Here is an 18,077-nt window from a genome sequence, read left to right as displayed (position 1 = left end):
GCCAACCGGGGGACTGTCCAGTCCGACCGGCGGCGGTGTTGCACTGCACGCAGCGCGCACACTCGCAACTCGACGTTGGGAGCGGCGATGGACTGCACCGTCTACCAGACACGCGACAGGCTCGTGCTCGTGCCCGATTGCATGCGCGCGTCGGTGCTGGTCGAAACCCTGTTCGGGCCGATGACGGCCTGCGGCACGATCGACACCGATGCACTCGACGCCGAGATGAGCAAGCACTACGACGAAGCGCTCGGCACGGAGTTGTACGTCACTTCCTCGCCGGATCTCGTCCTGCGCACCGCGTATCGCCCCACGGGCACGATCGATCCGCCCGAGGGCTTCCGCTGGAAGGACGGAGACTGGTGGCTCGGGCAGGACACGATGCTCGTGTGCGAACGGGCGTCCGGGAGCGTCGTCGCCAACGTGGAGCACGCGCCGAACGGCGGCTGGAAGGCCTACACGAACCTGCATCGCGACGCGATATTCCGCGGCGAGGTCGTCTGCATCTCGCGCGCGGCGGCGATCCAGTACCTGACGTTGTGGGCGCGGCTGCATGTCACCGCGCTGTTGCGCGAGACCGCCAGCGCGCCGAATTAGACAGCGCGCCAGACCGTGCGCGCGGTCAGCATCGACGCGACCGTCGACAGCATCGCAACGGGATCGTAGGGCTTCTGCAACACGATCACGTCGTCGTATTCGGCGGGGATGCTGCGCGTGCCGTAGGCCGATGCGAACAGGATCGGCACGCCGCGATCGCGCAGGCGCGGCACGACCGGATACACGAGCTCGCCTGCGAGGTTGATGTCGAGGATCGCGAGGTCGAAGTCCGCGCCGTCGGCGGCGGCGCGCGCGACATCGTCCAGGCGCGCGAACGGGACGACGTCGTAGCCGGCGTCTTCCAGCAGGTCCGCGAGCGCGAACGCGAGGCAGGCCTCGTCTTCGGCGATCAGCACCCGCGGGCGCTGCGCCGCATTCATCGAGGGATCGCTCAACGGTGTTCCTGGTCCTTCAGGGGGAACTCGATGATGCAGACGACGCCTGTCGTCGGGAAGTCAAGGAACACGCGCCCATCGAGGTCGTGCTTCACGCCTTCGGTGATCAGTCGCGTGCCGAAGCCGCGACGATCGGGCGCATTCACCTTCGGGCCGTTGCGTTCCTCCCACTGCAGGCGCAACCAGCGCGCGTTGTCGCGCACGTCGATGTTCCAGTGGATGTCGACGCGCCCTTCGGGTTTCGAGAACGCACCGTACTTGCCGGCGTTGGTGGCGAGCTCGTGCAACGCGAGGCTGATCGCGAGCGCCTGGCGCGTGGTGAGTTCGATGTCCTCGCCGTCCATGTGCGCGTGCGGGCCGGCGGGCGTGGCGTAGGGCGCGACTTCCGCGCGCACGAGATCGCCGATGCTGGCGCCGCGCCAGCTTTGTTCCGCGAGCAGGTTGTGAGTGTTGGACAGGGACTGCAGGCGCGAGGAACGCTTCGCGGAATCCACCCATGTCGGCGGCGTGCGACAGCGTCTGCATCGCGATCGCCTGCACGGTGGCCAGCGTGTTCTTGACCCGATGGTTGAGTTCGTCGAGCAGCAACTCGCGGTGTTCGCTGACGAGCTTGCGCTGGGTGATGTCGAGCACCACCGCCACCGCGCTCGTCGGACGGCCGTGGTCGTCGTGGATCAGCGACACATGGTTGCTGACCCAGATGACCTTGCCGTCGGGGCGCAGGAAGCGCTTTTCGTTCTGCAGCGGCTCGCCGGTGGCGACGAGCGCGCGGAACGTGCGGTCGTTCTCGACGACATCGTCGACGTGCGTGATCGCCTGCATGCGCATGCCGCGCAGATCCTCGGACGTCCGCCCGACGATCTCGCAGAAGCGCGGGTTCACCATTTCCAGGTGACCTTCGAGGTCGGTCTGCGCGACGCCGACGGTGGCCTGCTCGACGATGTCGGCCAGGCGCCGTTCGCTCTCCTGCAGCCGACGCGCGGCGCGCTTGCGATCGCTGATGTCGCGCACGATCGTCGAACCGCCGACCACCGCGCCGGCCTGGTCCATCACCGGCGAACTGCGCACGGAGACCGGGACTTCGGAGCCGTCCTGGCGCAGCCACGTCGTCGTCATTTCTTCCGGCGAGGCTTCGCCCGCGGCCGCCGCCAGCAGCATCTTGAGGTCGGGCTGCGCTTCGAACGGCGGCAACAGCATGCCCAGCGACTTGCCGATCGCGCGCGAGGTCGTGTAACCGAACATGCGTTCGGCGGCGCCGTTCCAGAAGGTGATCGCGCCCTCGAGCGTGTGGCCGATGATCGCGTCCTGCGACGACTCGACGATCGCCGCCAACCGCCCGCGTTCGTACTCGTGTTGCTGACGTTCGGTGATGTCGATGAAGGTGAGCACGACGCCATCGATCACGTTGTCGGTCGTGCGATACGGACGCATGCGCAGCAGGTACACCGCGCCGTCGACGCCGCCGTGCAGCACGCGCTCGACCATCGCGAGCGTGCGCAGCACCTGCTTCACGTCGGCCTTGAGCTGCGGGTAGGGGATGCGCGCGGTGATCTCGGTGATCGGGCGGCCGTGGTCGCCTTCGCGCAGGTGGAACAAGTCGGAGATCGCGGGCGTGAAGCCGCTCACGTGCAGCGACGAATCCAGGAACAGCGTGGCGATCTGCGTGCTTTCCAGCAGGTTCTGCAGGTCGCTGTTGAGGCGGCCGAGCGCTTCGTTCTTGCTGTTGAGCTCGACGTTGACCGTCTGCAGCTCTTCGTTGATCGACTGCATCTCCTCCTTGGAGGTTTCCAGTTCCTCGTTCGAGGATTGCAGTTCCTCGTTGACCGACTGGTATTCTTCGTTGGCGGACTTCATCTCCTCGTTCGCGGTTTCGAGTTCGTCGATCGCGGTGTGGAGTTGCTCGCGCGTGGTGGCGAGTTCGAGTTCCATCTCCTGGATGCGCGCGGACTCGCCGCGTGCGCCGGTCTTGCGGTTCGTCGCCGCGGGGGCGGCTTCGGCCGCAGCGTGCTGCGGGGCCTGGGCGAGTTCCTTGAAGATGAGCAGGCACAGCGTCGAGGCACGGCGCTCGTCGCGGTTGTTGCCGTCGTCCTGTTCGAAGATCGGTTCGGCGATCAGGCGCACGGGGATGCGTTCGCTGCCGCGTCCGATCAGCTGGCCTTCCTGCACGACGGTGGCCTGCCGGCCGAGCGCCTGTTGCACGGCGGTGCGCGCGGGACCGCGCAATCCCTTGTGCAGCAGCGCGAACAGGTTGAGGCTCGCGGTGCCCGACGACGGTCCGAGATAGCGACCGGTATCGCCGAAGAAGCGCAGCACGTCGTGGTTGGCGTCGATGATGACGTAGGCCGGTGCGTGTTTTTCGAGCGCGCGACGCGCGTTGCGTTCGATCGCGTCTTCGGGACTGTTGACGCGCGCGGCGATGTTGCGCGCCGCCGAATCCACGCCGACCAGGCGTTTTGGCGCGGCGATCGGCAACGCACCGCGGCCATCGCTGCGGCGCACGTACAGGCGGTGCTTCTTGTCGAGCACGGAGAACAGCGACGTATTGCGCCCCAGGCTTTCCGACGGCCCGAGCATCAGCACGCCGCCCGCGCGCAGTGCGTAGTGGAACGTGCGGATCAGGTGTTCCTGCAGTTCCGAGTTGAGGTAGATGAGCAGGTTGCGGCACGAGACGAGATCGAGCCGCGAGAACGGCGGATCCTTGATCGCGCTGTGCGGCGAAAACACGACCATCTCGCGGATCGGCTTGATCACCACGTAGTAGTCGCCGTCCTGGATGAACCAGCGTTCCAGGCGTTCCGGCGAGACGCCCGGCAACGGGCCGCGGAAGCGGCCGGCGCGCGCGAGGTTGATCGCGCGATCGTCGATGTCGGTCGCGAAGATCTGCACCTTCGGCCCGCCGCGATGCTGCGCGATCGCCTCGGCCAGCGCGATGGCGATCGAATACGCCTCTTCGCCGGTCGCGCACGCCGGCACCCACACGCGCAGGATGTCGGCGGCGCTCTTGTCGGCGAGCAGCAGCGGGATCGCCTGTTCCTGCAAAACGTCGAAGGCTTCGGCATCGCGGAAGAACTCGGTCACGCCGATCAGCAACTCGCGGAACAGGTTCTCCAGTTCCAGCGGGTTCTGCTTCAGGTGCTCGATGTAGTCCTGCACCGTGTCCGACTGCGCGACCTGCATGCGCCGCTGGATGCGGCGGATCAGCGTCTTTTCCTTGTACTGGCTGAAGTCGTGGCCGACTTCGGCGCGCAACATCGCGGCGATCGTCTGCAGGTGCGCGGCGAGGTCCTGGCGCGCGCCATCGGGACCCTTGGTGCGACGCGACGTCTGCAGGTGGCGCTGGTGCGACACCAGCCGCTCGGCCATTTCATCGACGGGCAGCACGTGGTCGACGACGCCCGTGGCCGCGGCGCTCGCGGGCATGCCGCTCATCGCGACGTGGTCCGTGCCGGCCTGAGCGATGGTCAGGCCGCCGCGTTCCTTCACCGCGCGCAGGCCGCGCGCGCCGTCGCTGCCGCTGCCCGACAACACGATCGCGACCGCGTGATCGCCCTGGTCTTCGGCGAGGGAGGCGAAGAAGCTGTCGATGGGCCAGCGATACTGCCGCGGCGGCGCGGGCTTGGTGAGTTGCAGCACGCCGTCGGAGATCGTCAGCGTGGCGTCGGGCGGGATCACGTAGACATGGCCGGCCTGCACCGACGTGCCATCGGTGGCTTCCTGCACCTGCATCCCGGTATGCCGCGAAATCAGGTCGACCAGCATGCTGCTGTGGTCGGGCGAGAGATGCTGCACCAGCACGAAGGCGATGTTCGTGCCTGTCGGCATCTTGTCGAAGAAGGCCTTGTACGCCTCGAGCCCGCCGGCCGAAGCACCGATGCCGACGACGAGGGGTTCTTCGCTGTCGGGCGGCGTGGGCGCCGCATCGACGGAGGAGGTTGCGGCCACGGTGTGGACGGGCTCGGCGGTGGCGGCTTCGTCGCCGGGCGTCGTCGGAGCTGGGGTCTTCGATCGCTTGGTCATCGGAAGGCTCGGCCGCAGTCGGGTCAGTATCCGCCTTTCCGCCCGGCAGCGGCAACGCGCATCAGGTGCCGGAGACCATGGCCTGCAGCTGCGCCGCGTGTTGCGTCAGGTGCGTGGCCTCGCGTTCGAGTCGATCGCCTTCGCGCGGGTTGCCCGCTTCGCGGTGCGTGCCGGCCATCGAACGCAGCAGCGACACGCGTTCCTCCATCGCGCGCAACGCGTTCCACAACGCTTCGTCCATCTTCGTGCGTTGCGTGTAGATCAGCGAGGCCGCGGTGAATGCGTGGCCGGTATGGCAGCGGAAGCGCCGCGGCTTCGCATCGCGCATTTCCCACAGCACGCCGTTGCATTCAGGACAGATGATCTTGGATGGGGTGCCGATCGCGTCGAGGTTTTCCATGGTGTCGCCCTCGCCCTGGCTCAATTGTTGTTCGCAGGCCACGCGTTGCGGGACCGGTACTTCGGCGGGCGCGCGTTGGTGCACAAGGGAAGCCAGCGTGGCCGGCAGTGTTTCGCAGGTGACCACGTGGTCCACGCGCACGTTCTCGATCGCACTCGATGGCATCTGGCCTTCTTCCGCGTCGTCGGGATCCTGCACCACGGTCAGCCCGCCGCACGCCTGGATCGCCTGCAACCCCGCGGTGCCGTCGTCGAGCCGGCCGCTGAGGATCACGCCGATCGTGCGCGTGCCATGCGCGATCGCGGCCGAACGGAACAACGGATCGATCGCGGGCCGCGCGTGGTTTTCCTTCGCGTCGCGCGTCAGGCGGATCTGCCGGCCGACGACCAGCATGTGGTGGTCGGGCGGGGCGACGTAGATTCGGCCGGGCTCGAGGCGTTCGAGATGGCGCGGATGCACCGCGGTCAGCGGCCCGGCCGCGCGCTCATCAGCTCCGGCAACGTGCTCGGATGCGCGCCGATGTGCACGACGATCAGGACGCTCGCCGCCAGGTCGCGCGGCAGGCCTTTCGCGAGTTCGAGCAGCACCGGCACGCCGCCGGCCGATGCCCCGATCACGATGATGTCGCGATGCGTTGTCGCGTTCGCCATGTGCACCTCCGTCCGCGAGTGTGCTGGCGGCCGCGTGAGGCAGCAGTTACGTGCCCGCCGTCATGCGCGTTTCTCGCGCGGCAACACGGTGAGCACGCGCACGATGAACGCGTGCAACTCCTTCATGTATTCACGCAGGAATGCTTCGGTCGTCTCATCCGTCACTTCGCCCTGCGGCGTGATCAGGCCGGGCTTGAACTGGATGTAGGCCTCGGGCGCGTTCATCTGCGGCGAGTTGCAGAAGCTCAGCAGGCTGCGCAGGTGCTGCTGGGCCACCGCAGTGCCGATCGCACCCGGCGAGGTGCCGATCACCGCGGAAGGTTTGCGCGAGAACGAGTTCTGCCCGTACGGGCGGCTCGCCCAGTCGATCGCATTCTTCAGGCCGCCGGGGATCGAGCGGTTGTATTCGGGCGTGACGAACAGGATCGCGTCGCAGTCGGCGATCGCTTCCTTGAACTTGCGCGCGACCGGCGGGAAGTCCGCGTCGTAGTCGTAGCTGTACAGCGGCAGTTCGTCGAACTTGATCTCGGTGAACTTCAGCTCGCCCGGGGCGAGGTTGATGAGCGCGTGCGCGAGCTGCCGGTTGATGGAGGCCTTGGCCAGGCTGCCGACGAAATACCCGACGGAGAAGGGATGCATGGGAATGCCCCGGTGACGAGGGACTCGAAGTCTCGGCAACCGCGCATTCAACGCGCGTGAGAAAAACAGGGGTCAGAAAACAGGGGTCAGGGTCTGAAAACAGGGGTCAGAGCACCATTTCGGTTCGAAATGGTGCTCTGACCCCTGTTTTCGCTGACCCCTGTTTTCGTACTCTGGCCCTGTCTTCGCCTCGGGTTGCGCGCCATGCAGGTCGTCCACTCGCCGTTGCACGCGCGCCACGATGGTGGCGTCGAACTCCACCGCGGCGAACTCGTGCCGATGTACGAGTCGCCCGATCGCATCGATCACATCCTGCGCGCGGTGCAGGCGGCCGGCATGCCGGTGATCGAACCGCGCGAGTTCGGGTTCGAGGTCCTGCACGCGGTGCACGATCCGGCGTTCGTCGAGTTCCTGCGCACCGCGTATCCGCGATGGCAGGCGGAGGGGCGCGGTGGTTCGATGTTGCCCAGCGGGTTTCCCGCGCGCAGCCTGCGTCGCGACCGCGTGCCCGAAGGCATCAACGGGATGATGGGGTACTACGCGTTCGATGCGGGCACGCCCATCGTCGCGGGCACGTGGGACGCGGCGTTCGCGGCCGCGCGATGCGCGCTGACGGCCGCCGCGCTCGTCAGCGAAGGCGCGCGCGCCGCGTATGCGTTGTGTCGTCCGCCCGGCCATCACGCCGCGCGTTCGGTGTACGGCGGCTACTGCTATCTCAACAACGCGGCACTCGCGGCACAGGCGTTGCGCGATGCGGGCTGTGCGCGCGTGGCGGTGCTCGACATCGACTATCACCACGGCAACGGCACGCAGGACATCTTCTGGTGGCGCGAAGACGTGTTCTTCGCCTCGTTGCACGGCACGCCGGAGACCGAGTACCCGTACTTCCTGGGCTTCGCCGACGAACGCGGCGCCGGCGAAGGCGAGGGGCGCACGCTCAACCTGCCGTTGCCGCGCGGCACGCAGTGGCCGGCGTACGAAGGCGCGCTGGACGTCGCATTGCGCGCGATCGACACCTTCGGCGCCGATGCGCTCGTGGTGTCGCTCGGCGTGGATACCTTCGAAGGCGATCCGATCAGCAGCTTCGCGCTGGATGCATCGCACTTCGTCGCGATCGGCGAACGCATGGCCGCATTGCGCCTTCCGACGGTGCTCGTGCAGGAAGGCGGTTACGCGGTGGAGGAGATCGGGGCGAACGTCGGCGCGGTGCTCGCCGCGTTCGCCTGAAACCCGATCGACTGGCGCGGCGGCTTACTGGACCTTCGCGGTCTGGCCGACGCGCAGGGTGACGAACTTCGTCTGCTCTTCGGTGCCGTCGGCATGCTTCACCGTGACTTCGTACGAGCCGAGCGGCAGGCGGCGGAACGTGTAACGGCCGTCCTCTTCCATCGTGGTCGTGCGCTTCACGCCGACGTCGGGCGAATAGATCTCGACGACATCGCCTTTCTTCGCGTCGCCGACGATGTGTCCGACGGAACTCTGTGCGAAGGCGGCGAAGGCAAGCAACGAACCGGCGACGGCAAGGACGACACGCTTCATGAAACGGGCTCCAGGTGACTATCGGTGGCGGGATGGATACGACATGCGGCGACGCATGTTGCATGCACTACGCCAGCCGTGAAGGGCACGGGACAAGTGCCATTCAGCGTTCAGTCGCCTGGTGGTGAGAAGTTCGCGAGATCGTCGAGGATCGGGCAGTCGGGTCGCGCGTCGCCATGGCAGCGATGCGCCAGGTGCTCGAGGGTGCGCTTCATCGATTCCATCTCGCGGATGCGCTCGGCCAGTTCGGCGGCGTGCTCGCGCGCCAGGCGCTTGACGTCCGCGCTGTTGCGCGAGTCGTCGTCCCACAGGTCGAGGAGCGCGCGGATCTGCTTCATCGAGAAGCCCAGCGAACGCGAGCGCTTGATGAAGCGGATGCGGTGCAGGTCGGCGTCGTCGTAGATGCGATAGCCCGCGAACGTGCGGCCGGCCTCGGGGAGCAGGGCGATACTCTCGTAGTGGCGGATCATCTTCGCGGTGACGCCGGTCATCGCGGCGGCCTCGCCGATGTTGTGCAGGCCTTCTTGCCTGGCCTCGGCGAGTTCGGGGCGGGGTTTCGGTTTCGTCATGTGCTTGACCTTACCATCATGGGAAGGCCCATCCTGCATCCCGATCCGAGCTCCCCCGAACGGAACCTGCATGCCGGCCAGCAACATGTCGTCCATCGATCCATCGCGTCGTCGCTTCGTGCAAGGCCTCGCGGCCGCCGGCCTGCTGGCCGGCGCCGGTGGATGGCCGCTGCGTGCATCGCCCGGCGCGATGCGCGGCGCCGCGTTGAGCGGCACCGAGTTCGACCTCGTCATCGGCGAGTCGCCCGCCAACTTCACCGGCCGCGTGCGCACCGCCATCACCGTCAACGGCACCATTCCCGCGCCGCTGCTGCGCTGGAAGGAAGGCACGACGGTCAACCTGCGCGTGCGCAATGCGCTTCCCGCGGGCTCCATCCACGGGCACGAAGCGTCGATCCATTGGCACGGCATCCTGCTGCCGGCCAACATGGACGGCGTGCCGGGCATCAGCTTCGACGGCATCGGGCGCGGCGAGACGTACCACTACCGCTTCACCGTGCAGCAGGGCGGCACGTACTGGTACCACAGCCATTCCGGCTTCCAGGAACAGGCTGGACTGTACGGGCCGCTGGTCATCGATCCGATCGCGCCGGAGCCGTTCGCGTACGACCGCGAGCACGTGGTGATGCTCACCGACTGGACGGACCTGGATCCGTCGGCGCTGTTCGCGCGGCTGAAGAAGATGCCGGGCTACGACAACTACTACAAGCGCACCGTCGGCGACTTCATGCGCGATGCGAAGCGCGACGGCATGTCGACCACGATCGATGACCGGAAGGCGTGGGGCAAGATGCGCATGACGCCGACCGATCTGTCGGACGTCAACGCGCACACCTACACGTACCTGATGAACGGCGCGACGTCGCTCGCGAACTGGACGGGCTTGTTCCGGTCCGGCGAGAAGGTGCGGCTGCGCTTCATCAACGGCTCGTCGATGACGTACTTCGACGTGCGCATTCCCGGCCTGAAGATGACCGTCGTCGCGGCGGATGGCCAGCACGTGCACCCGGTGACGATCGACGAGTTCCGCATCTCGCCGGCGGAAACCTACGACGTGATCGTCGAACCCGCCGGCCAGGATGCGTACACGATCTTCGCCCAGGACATGGGCCACACCGGCTACGTGAGCGGCACGCTCGCCGTGCGCGAAGGACTGCGCGCCCCGGTGCCCGCGCTGGATCCGCGCGCGATCCTGGCGATGGCCGACATGGGGCATGGCGCGATGGACCATGGCGCGACGGGACACGACATGGCCGGCATGGACATGCCGGGCATGGATCACGCGGCGATGGGGCACGACATGCCTGCGACGTCGCAGGCGCCCGCGATGCAGTCGCATCCTGCCAGCGAGTCGAACAACCCCTTCGTCGACATGCAGGCGATGTCGCCGACGCCGCGCCTCGACGATCCCGGCATCGGCTTGCGCGACAACGGGCGCAAGGTCCTCAGCTACGGCATGTTGAAGAGCGCGTTCGACGATCCCGATGGTCGCGATCCGGGTCGCGAGATCGAACTGCATCTCACCGGGCACATGGAGCGCTTCGCGTGGGGCTTCAACGGTGAGAAGTTCTCGCAGGCCGAACCGTTGCGCATGAACTACGGCGAGCGCCTGCGCATCGTGCTGGTCAACGACACGATGATGACGCACCCGATCCACCTGCACGGCATGTGGAGCGACCTGGAGGACGAGCAGGGCAACTTCCTCGTGCGCAAGCACACGCTCGACATTCCACCGGGCACGCGCCGCACCTATCGCGTGCGGGCAGATGCGCTCGGCGGATGGGCGTACCACTGCCACCTGCTGTTCCACATGGAGGCGGGGATGATGCGCGAAGTGAGGGTCGAGGAATGAAGACGCTCACGATGACCGCGCTCGCGGCGGCGATGCTCCTGTCTGCGAATGCCTACGCGCAGCACCACGGGCACCACCAACGAAAGGACGAACCGCGCACGCCGATCCCCGTGTTGACCGACGCCGATCGCGAAGCCGCGCGCCCGCCTTCGCAAGCGCATCCCGTGCACGACAACACCGTGCATTCCAAGGTGCTGCTCAATCGCCTCGAAGCGTTCGACACCGATCACGGCACCGGGCAGCAATGGGAAGGCCAGGCGTGGATCGGCACCGACACCGACAAGTTGTGGCTGCGTTCGGAAGGCGAGCGCGTCGACAGCCGCACCGAGTCCGCCGATTTGGAAGTGCTTTACGGCCGACCGGTCGCGCGATGGTGGGATGTCGTCGCGGGTGTGCGCCACGACTTCAAGCCGGGCGCGTCGCAGGACTGGGCGGCGATCGGCGTCGTCGGCATCGCGCCGTACAAGTTCGAAGTCGAAGCGACGGCGTATGTCGGCGCTTCCGGTCGCACGGCCGCGCGCGTGGAAGTCGAGTACGAATTGCTGCTGACCAATCGCCTCGTGCTGCAGCCGCTGGTCGAAGCGAACTTCAATGGCAAGGACGATGCACTTCGAGGCGTCGGTTCCGGCTTGTCGACGATGGAAGCGGGACTGCGCCTGCGTTACGAGGCCCATCGCAAGTTCGCGCCGTACATCGGCGTCGTGCACGAGCGCGCGTTCGGCGACACGGCGGACTTCCGCGATGCGCGCGGCGAAGAGAAGCGCGACACCCGCATCGTCGCGGGCGTGCGGGTGTGGTTCTGAAGACGCATGGCCTGAATATGCATCACCCTGGAGAGGACATGGCCAAGGATCTTGTGTGCGGAATGGACGTCGATCCGGCGCGCACGCCGCATCACGCGCGGCACGATGGCGCGGAGTACCACTTCTGTTCGGCGGGTTGCCGCACGAAGTTCATCGCGTCGCCGGCGACGTATCTGGCGAAACAGGCGACGCCCGCGTCGTCGAGGCCGTCGACCTCGTCCGACGCGATTTACACGTGCCCCATGCACCCCGAGATCCGCCAGCAGGGCCCGGGCACGTGTCCGATCTGCGGCATGGCGCTCGAGCCGGAGATGCCGAGCCTCGACGATGAAGAGAACCCCGAGCTGCGCGACTTCGGCCGTCGCTTCTGGTGGACGCTGCCGTTGACCGTCGTCGTGTTCGTGCTCGGCATGTTCGGCGACCGCATGCCCATCCCCGCGGACACGCGCAGCTGGATCGAACTGGCGTTCGCGACGCCCGTGGTGTTGTGGGCGGGCTGGCCGTTCTTCGAACGTTGCGTGCAATCGATCCGCAACCTCAGCCCCAACATGTGGACGCTGATCGGCATCGGCGTGGCTGCGGCCTTCGGTTACAGCACCGTCGCGGTGCTCGCGCCGGGCGTGTTTCCGCCTTCCTTCCAGGCGCACGGCCGCGTCGCGGTCTACTTCGAGGCGGCCGCGGTGATCGTCTCGTTGACGCTGCTCGGCCAATTGCTCGAACTGCGCGCGCGCTCGAAGACCTCCGCGGCGATCAAGGCGCTGCTCGGGCTCGCGCCGCGCACGGCCAGGCGGATCCGCGCCGACGGCGTCGAGGAAGACATTCCGCTGGAACACGTCCATGTCGGCGACACCCTGCGCGTACGTCCGGGCGAAAAGGTGCCGGTCGACGGCGTCGCGATCGAAGGCCGCTCGAGCATCGACGAGTCGATGCTGACCGGCGAACCGATGCCCGTCACGAAGTCGCCGGGCGATCGCGTGATCGGCGCGACCATCAACGGCACCGGCAGCCTGCTCATGCGCGCGGAGAAGGTCGGGTCGGACACGGTGCTTGCGCAGATCGTGCAGCTCGTGGCGCAGGCGCAGCGGTCGCGCGCGCCGATGCAGCGGATGGCGGACAAGGTGGCGTTCTGGTTCGTACTCGCGGTGCTGGGCGTCGCCGTTGCGACGTTCTTCGCGTGGGGCGTGTTCGGGCCGTCGCCGTCGTGGACCTACGCGGTGCTCAACGCGATCTCCGTGCTGATCATCGCCTGTCCGTGCGCGCTGGGCCTGGCGACGCCGATGTCGATCATGGTGGCAACCGGTCGCGCGGCCGGCAGCGGCGTGTTGTTCCGCGACGCGGAGGCGATCGAACACCTGCGCCGCATCGATACGCTGATCGTCGACAAGACGGGCACGCTGACGGAAGGGCGTCCTGCGTACCAGGAGGCGATCGGGTTCGGCGAATGCACGCCGGACGACGTGTTGCGCGTGGCGGCAAGCCTCGACCAGGGCAGCGAACATCCGCTGGCCGCCGCGATCGTCGATGAAGCGCGACGCAGGAACGTGACGCTCGCGCGCGCCGACGATTTCGAATCGGTCACGGGACTGGGCGTGCGTGGTCGCATCGAAGGGCGCGACGTGCTGCTCGGCAACACGCGCCTGATGGAGGGCGCGAATGTGTCCATCGATACGATGCGCGAACAGGCAGAACGTTTTCGCAGCGAAGGCGCCAGCGTGATGTTCCTGGCCATAGACGGCCGACTCGCGGGCCTGATCGCGGTCTCCGATCCGATCAAGGCATCGGCGGCGCCTGCACTCGAGGCGCTGCGTCGTGCCGGCATGCACGTGATCATGGCCACCGGCGACGGCGCCACGACCGCGCAGGCCGTCGCGCGCAAGCTCGGCATCGACGAATTCCATGGCGAAGTCAGTCCCGCCGACAAGGCCGCGCTCGTGCAGCGCCTGAAGCGACAGGGACGTCGCGTCGCGATGGCGGGCGACGGGATCAACGATGCGCCCGCGCTCGCGGCGGCCGATGTCGGCATCGCGATGGGCACGGGCACGGACGTCGCGATGTCGAGCGCGCAGGTCACGCTCGTGAAGGGCGACCTGCGCGGGATCGTGCGCGCCCGCGCGTTGTCGGAGGCGACGGTGCGCAACATGAAGCAGAACCTCGGCTTCGCGTTCGCGTACAACGCGATCGGCGTGCCGGTGGCGGCGGGCGTGCTGTATCCGGCCTTCCACGTGTTGCTCAGCCCGATGCTCGCGGCGCTCGCCATGAGCCTGAGCTCGGTATCGGTCGTGACCAACGCGCTGCGGCTGAATCGCGTATCGTTCGATGAAACAGGAGACGCCTCGTGAGACTCGCCGCATTCGCATTGCTGTCGTTGATCGTCGCAGGCTGCACGGCGCAGTCGGCGAACGTGCCCGCACCCGTCGCGAACGAAACCGTCGCGGTCGCCGACGCCGCGCCACCCGCCATGCAATGGCCGCGCATGATCGTGCACAAGAGCGCGAGCTGCGGTTGCTGCGCCGCGTGGGTCGAACACGTGCAGAAGGCGGGCTTCGAAGTCGAAGTGCGCAACGAGGAAAACCTGTTCGCGGTGAAGGAGAAGCTCGGCGTGCCGCTCGATCGTGCGTCGTGCCATACGGCCGAGGTCGGCGGTTATTTCGTCGAAGGCCATGTGCCTGCCGAGGACATCAAGCGCCTGTTGCAGGAGAAGCCCAAGGCGAAGGGCCTGGCGCTGCCCGGCATGCCGGTGGGTTCGCCGGGCATGGAAGTGCCGGGGATGAAGGCGGAGCCTTTCGGTGTCGAACTCGTCGATGCGGCGGGCAACACCAGCGTATTCGCGAATCACTGATGCACCACGGGCGGCCGCGCGCCGCCAGTATTTCTACTGACCGCCGCTCCGGTGGATTTGCGGTGGCCGCTCGCGGGAGCGGCCCGCATGGTAGGTGCCTCGGCAATCACGCGGGGTGGGCATGCGTTCGCGAATCGGCAACCGGGCGGTTGTCGCCTGCGCCATCGGCCTGGGCGCGGCGTTCGGCGCATGCGCGCAGGAAGCGCCCGGCGGCGATGAAGCGCTGGCCAAGCAGCTGTCGAACCCCGTCTCCTCGCTCATCAGCGTGCCGTTCCAATACAACGCGGACTTCGGCTTCGAGCCCGAGGACGGGGTCCAGCACAAGCTCAACATCCAGCCGGTCGTCCCGACCTCGATCAACGACAACTGGAACCTGATCACGCGCGTCATCGTGCCGGTGATCTACCAGGACGACGTCATCGGCCGCGAGAGCCAGTTCGGCCTCGGCGACATCACGCCCTCGTTCTTCTTCTCGCCGAAGCAGCCGACCGCGGGCGGGTGGACGCTCGGCATCGGTCCCGCGTTCCTCCTGCCGAGCGCGACCGACGACCTGCTGGGCGGCGAGCAATGGGCGGCCGGTCCGACGATGATTGCGTTGCGACAGACGCAGGGTGGCTGGACGTACGGCGTGCTCATGAACCATTTGTGGTCGTTCGCGGGTAACGACGACCGGGACGACATCAGCGCGACGTTCCTGCAGCCCTTCGTCGCCAAGCAGTTCCCCGGCGCCAGGACGCTGACGGTGAACTTCGAGTCGAGTTACGACTGGGAGCACGAACAATGGACGGTGCCACTCAACCTCACGTACTCCAAGGTCATCCGCGTGGGCCAGCAACGGTTGAGCCTGGTGGGCGGCGTGCGCGGTTATCTCGATGCGCCGGAGAACGGACCCGATTGGGGTATCCGGCTCGGCGTGACCTTCCTGTTCCCGGAACATCATTGATCGGAGAGCCACGATGAACCTGCGTCCCGTTGTTTTCCTGCTTGTGGCTGCACTGGCTTGCAGCCCCGCGTTCGCGCAGGCGACCGTCGCGCAAGCCGCTCCCGCTGCAGCCAACGCGGCGGCGAACGCCGCGCAACGTCCCGGCGATATCGGCCAGCGGTGGCAGATCGCCTTCGACCGCACCTCGCAGTCCGACGGTCAGATTCGCTTCCTGCTCTGGCAACACGACGAAGACACGCCGACGGAACTGACCATCGACGTGAAAAAGGGCGACACGCCGAACAGGATCGCGGTGACCGCGCGAGACAGCTTCCGCAAGACCCTCGGCAGCCGCGACTACAACGTCAACATCGCCAAGGGCAACGTGTGGATCACCGCCAAGCGCGGCGAACGTCGCTTCGCGCTGCAACTCGCCGAGTCGACCGCGGCGGGCGTGGACATCGACACGTATCGCGAAGGCCGCTGAACGAGACGCCGCGGTGGATCCGAAATCGATCGTCATCCTGGCCTGCCAGCTGAGCATCGTCTGCACGGTGCTCGGCTTCGGCCTGCACGCGAGCCGCAACGACCTGCTGTACCTGTGGCGTCGGCCTGGCCTGCTGGTGAGGTCGATCGTGTCGGTGATGCTGATCATGCCCGCGGTCGCGCTGGCGATGGAATCGCTGTTCGAGTTCCGCCGGACGGCCGAACTCGCCCTGGTGGCGCTCGCGTTTTCGCCGATCCCGCCGTTGCTGCCGACCAAGTCCGACCGCGCCGGCGGCGAACACGCGTACATGGTGTCGCTGCTGCTGACGTTGTCGCTGGTCGCGATCGTCGCGGTGCCGGTGTCCGCGGCGATCCTGAGCGTGGTGTTCGAACGCCAGTTCAACTTGTCCGTCTCCGCCGTGGCGAAGATCGTGTTGGTGATGGCCGTGCTGCCGCTCGTCGTCGGCGTGCTGATCCGGCGCAGGATGCCGCGCTTCGCGGACCACATCGCGCCGATGGTGGGCCGGATCGCGAAGATCCTGTTGCCGCTCGCCGTGATCGTGCTGCTCGCCGCTGCATGGCGCGGGATCTGGGATGCGATCGGCGACGGCACGATCCTCGCGATCGTGGTGTTCGTGGGGATCGGCATGGCCGTCGGCCACCTGCTGGGCCGGCCGGACCGCGGACATTCGATCGGCCTGGCCCTCGCGAGTTCGTGCCGCCACCCCGCGATCGCATTGACGATGGCATCCGCGAACTTCCCGGACCAGCATTTCGCAGGCACGATCCTGTTGTACGTGCTGGTGTCGGCGCTGATGGGGTTGCCTTACGTGATGTACATGCATCGGTGCGAAGCGCCGGCGGCGGCGCCGAAGACCTAGGAGCGGGAATAGGGAATGGGGAATAGGGAGAGGGCGCTGCGCTGCGGCTGAACGCGCGCGTGTCGAAGATCGTCTTTTGCGAAAGCGGGCTTCGACCGACGCAATCATCTGCGCATCGTCGCCTCGTTTCCCCATTCCCTATTCCCCATTCCCGCTTCTTTTTCTTTCAGCAGGCAATCCCCGACTCAGCGATCCGCTCGTCCTCATACTCGACGAAGCGATCGAACTCGAACGTGTCCAGCTTGTAGCGCTTCGTCGCCGCCGCGAATGCGACGGTCGCCAGCACGCGCTCGGGCGCGCGGGCCCACGGCGGAACATAGCGGGCCGGGGCGATCAGGCCACTATCGCGGAACGGGGTGAGCGTGATGGCGTCGGCCGTCGTCACGCGTCCGCAGAACAGCATGCGCAATACGTCGGCGCGCCCGTCGTGCAGTGCCTTGCAGATGAACAGGTGCACCTGGATGACGCCTTCGAGATAGGCGCCGTCCTTGGTGAAGCACACGCCCCCGCGCACGTCGCCGCCGCGGAACACGCGCGCGGCGCTGCGATAGCTTTCGACTTCGGTCTGGCCCGCGGCGAGGAAGGCCTTGAACACGTCGATGAAATCGGCGCCTTCCAGCGCGTCCTTCACCCGCACCACGCGCAGCGCGACGCGGCGCAGGCGATTGAGGTCGATCGCGCCGGTGATGATCTCCGAGTACGTCGCCAGGCCTTCCTGCGTGCGCGTCGTGCGCGGCGCGCCCACGCCGAGCGAGCGCAGATAGGGTTGGTGCTTGCCGTTGAGCAGCGTCGCCGTGTGGATGAAGGCCTCGTGTTGCACGAGTTGCTCGAGGTCGAGGTGCGAGAACATCGCCGTCGCGCGCAGGGTGATCTTCTTGCTGCCGGCGGCGGCCTTCGATGCGAGGTCGGCGTTGAGCACGACGTCGACCTTGTCGTCGGTGAAGAACGGATCGATGCGCGCGCGCAGCAGTTCGGCGAAGTCGGCCGCGGGGATGTCGCACGGGATTTCCGGCAGCAGGCGCGCATCGATCAGCTGGTCGGTGCTCGCGAGCATGTCCGCGGCGGCGTCGGCCGCGGTGAGATCCTGCGACTTGTAGATCGTGTCGGGCCGTCCGTAGAGCAGGGCGGAGCACTTCGTGAATTCCGGCGTGCCGATCCCGCGCAGCATCTGCGCGGCGACGCGGTAACTCCACGCGGTCTTCCACAACCAGTGGCCGATGGGATGGCCGCGGTCGATCGACGCCATCAACGCTTCGAGTTCGGCGACTTCGGCGTCGAGCGACTGCGGTTGCGTCGTCGGTTGCGGGAGCTCGGGCTTGCCCGCGCGCCAGCCGGCGAGAAAGCGTTCCTCCATCTCCGCCGGCCAGCCGATCGCGTCGAGCACGCGGATCTTGCCGCCCAGTTTCGCGATGCGCGCATCGATCTCGAACAGGTGTTCGAGCGCGGGATCGGCGGCGACGGGGTTGGCGTTCATCGCATCATGCTCGT

General features: G+C 67.1%; 16 protein-coding genes and 1 pseudogene. 9 read left to right on the top strand and 8 right to left on the bottom strand.

The window, feature by feature from the left end:
• The first annotated feature begins 87 nt into the window (after positions 1 to 87).
• On the top strand, positions 88 to 597 hold the full coding sequence (locus LK996_RS00475; RefSeq protein WP_230525215.1) for a hypothetical protein: 510 nt from the start codon (positions 88 to 90) through the stop codon (positions 595 to 597).
• On the opposite strand, the gene LK996_RS00470 is transcribed toward LK996_RS00475, so the two are convergent.
• From LK996_RS00470 to LK996_RS00455, 5 genes and pseudogenes are all read right to left on the bottom strand, one after another.
• Positions 594 to 992, bottom strand: coding sequence for a response regulator (locus tag LK996_RS00470; protein WP_230525214.1), 399 nt, complete (start codon positions 990 to 992; stop codon positions 594 to 596). The genes LK996_RS00475 and LK996_RS00470 overlap by 4 nt on opposite strands.
• A pseudogene (locus LK996_RS00465) lies at positions 989 to 5,009 on the bottom strand (PAS domain S-box protein). Before LK996_RS00465 ends, LK996_RS00470 begins: the two are co-directional and overlap by 4 nt.
• Positions 5,010 to 5,070: 61 nt before the next feature.
• Positions 5,071 to 5,868 (bottom strand): chemotaxis protein CheB, encoded by a 798-nt coding sequence (locus tag LK996_RS00460; protein ID WP_343225839.1) that lies wholly within the window; start codon positions 5,866 to 5,868, stop codon positions 5,071 to 5,073.
• A gap of 5 nt (positions 5,869 to 5,873) precedes the next feature.
• Positions 5,874 to 6,059 (bottom strand): chemotaxis protein CheB, encoded by a 186-nt coding sequence (locus tag LK996_RS16535; RefSeq protein WP_255656147.1) that lies wholly within the window; start codon positions 6,057 to 6,059, stop codon positions 5,874 to 5,876.
• Positions 6,060 to 6,119: 60 nt separating this feature from the next.
• The gene (locus tag LK996_RS00455; protein ID WP_230525212.1) at positions 6,120 to 6,698 is read right to left on the bottom strand and encodes an NADPH-dependent FMN reductase; all 579 of its coding nucleotides are present in this window, start codon (positions 6,696 to 6,698) and stop codon (positions 6,120 to 6,122) included.
• Positions 6,699 to 6,902: 204 nt separating this feature from the next.
• Here LK996_RS00455 and LK996_RS00450 point away from each other — a divergent pair, with 204 nt between their 5' ends.
• Complete coding sequence (locus tag LK996_RS00450) at positions 6,903 to 7,925, top strand: histone deacetylase family protein (RefSeq protein WP_230525211.1); 1,023 nt, start codon at positions 6,903 to 6,905, stop codon at positions 7,923 to 7,925.
• 24 nt (positions 7,926 to 7,949) lie between these two features.
• Here LK996_RS00450 and LK996_RS00445 read toward each other — a convergent pair whose 3' ends face one another.
• Both LK996_RS00445 and cueR read right to left on the bottom strand, forming a co-directional pair.
• Entirely contained in the window at positions 7,950 to 8,237 is a 288-nt protein-coding gene (locus LK996_RS00445; protein WP_230525210.1) for a carboxypeptidase-like regulatory domain-containing protein, read from the bottom strand.
• A 110-nt stretch (positions 8,238 to 8,347) separates the two neighbouring features.
• The gene (cueR, locus tag LK996_RS00440) at positions 8,348 to 8,806 is read right to left on the bottom strand and encodes a Cu(I)-responsive transcriptional regulator (protein ID WP_230525209.1); all 459 of its coding nucleotides are present in this window, start codon (positions 8,804 to 8,806) and stop codon (positions 8,348 to 8,350) included.
• A gap of 70 nt (positions 8,807 to 8,876) precedes the next feature.
• Between cueR and LK996_RS00435 the strand changes: the two genes are divergently transcribed.
• From LK996_RS00435 to LK996_RS00405, 7 genes are all read left to right on the top strand, one after another.
• Positions 8,877 to 10,658, top strand: a complete 1,782-nt coding sequence (locus LK996_RS00435) for a copper resistance system multicopper oxidase (RefSeq protein ID WP_230525208.1) — start codon at positions 8,877 to 8,879, stop codon at positions 10,656 to 10,658.
• Positions 10,655 to 11,461, top strand: coding sequence for a copper resistance protein B (locus LK996_RS00430; RefSeq protein ID WP_230525207.1), 807 nt, complete (start codon positions 10,655 to 10,657; stop codon positions 11,459 to 11,461). Before LK996_RS00435 ends, LK996_RS00430 begins: the two co-directional genes overlap by 4 nt.
• 38 nt (positions 11,462 to 11,499) lie before the next feature.
• Complete coding sequence (locus tag LK996_RS00425) at positions 11,500 to 13,800, top strand: heavy metal translocating P-type ATPase (protein ID WP_230525206.1); 2,301 nt, start codon at positions 11,500 to 11,502, stop codon at positions 13,798 to 13,800.
• Entirely contained in the window at positions 13,797 to 14,300 is a 504-nt protein-coding gene (locus LK996_RS00420; RefSeq protein WP_230525205.1) for a DUF411 domain-containing protein, read from the top strand. The genes LK996_RS00425 and LK996_RS00420 overlap by 4 nt, the downstream gene beginning before the upstream one ends.
• A gap of 121 nt (positions 14,301 to 14,421) precedes the next feature.
• Positions 14,422 to 15,243, top strand: a complete 822-nt coding sequence (locus tag LK996_RS00415; protein ID WP_230525204.1) for a transporter — start codon at positions 14,422 to 14,424, stop codon at positions 15,241 to 15,243.
• Between the two features lie 13 nt (positions 15,244 to 15,256).
• Positions 15,257 to 15,709, top strand: a complete 453-nt coding sequence (locus LK996_RS00410; RefSeq protein WP_230525203.1) for a hypothetical protein — start codon at positions 15,257 to 15,259, stop codon at positions 15,707 to 15,709.
• A 13-nt stretch (positions 15,710 to 15,722) separates the two neighbouring features.
• The gene (locus tag LK996_RS00405) at positions 15,723 to 16,589 is read left to right on the top strand and encodes a bile acid:sodium symporter family protein (protein ID WP_230525202.1); all 867 of its coding nucleotides are present in this window, start codon (positions 15,723 to 15,725) and stop codon (positions 16,587 to 16,589) included.
• A 166-nt stretch (positions 16,590 to 16,755) separates the two neighbouring features.
• Here the strand turns inward: LK996_RS00405 and LK996_RS00400 are convergent, their stop codons facing one another.
• Positions 16,756 to 18,063, bottom strand: a complete 1,308-nt coding sequence (locus LK996_RS00400; protein WP_230525201.1) for a tyrosine/phenylalanine carboxypeptidase domain-containing protein — start codon at positions 18,061 to 18,063, stop codon at positions 16,756 to 16,758.
• Between the last annotated feature and the right edge of the window lie 14 nt (positions 18,064 to 18,077).

The sequence above is a fragment of the Noviluteimonas lactosilytica genome, assembly GCF_020866925.1.
Lineage (GTDB): Bacteria > Pseudomonadota > Gammaproteobacteria > Xanthomonadales > Xanthomonadaceae > Noviluteimonas > Noviluteimonas lactosilytica.
This window is presented reverse-complemented; position numbering and strand designations above follow the sequence as displayed.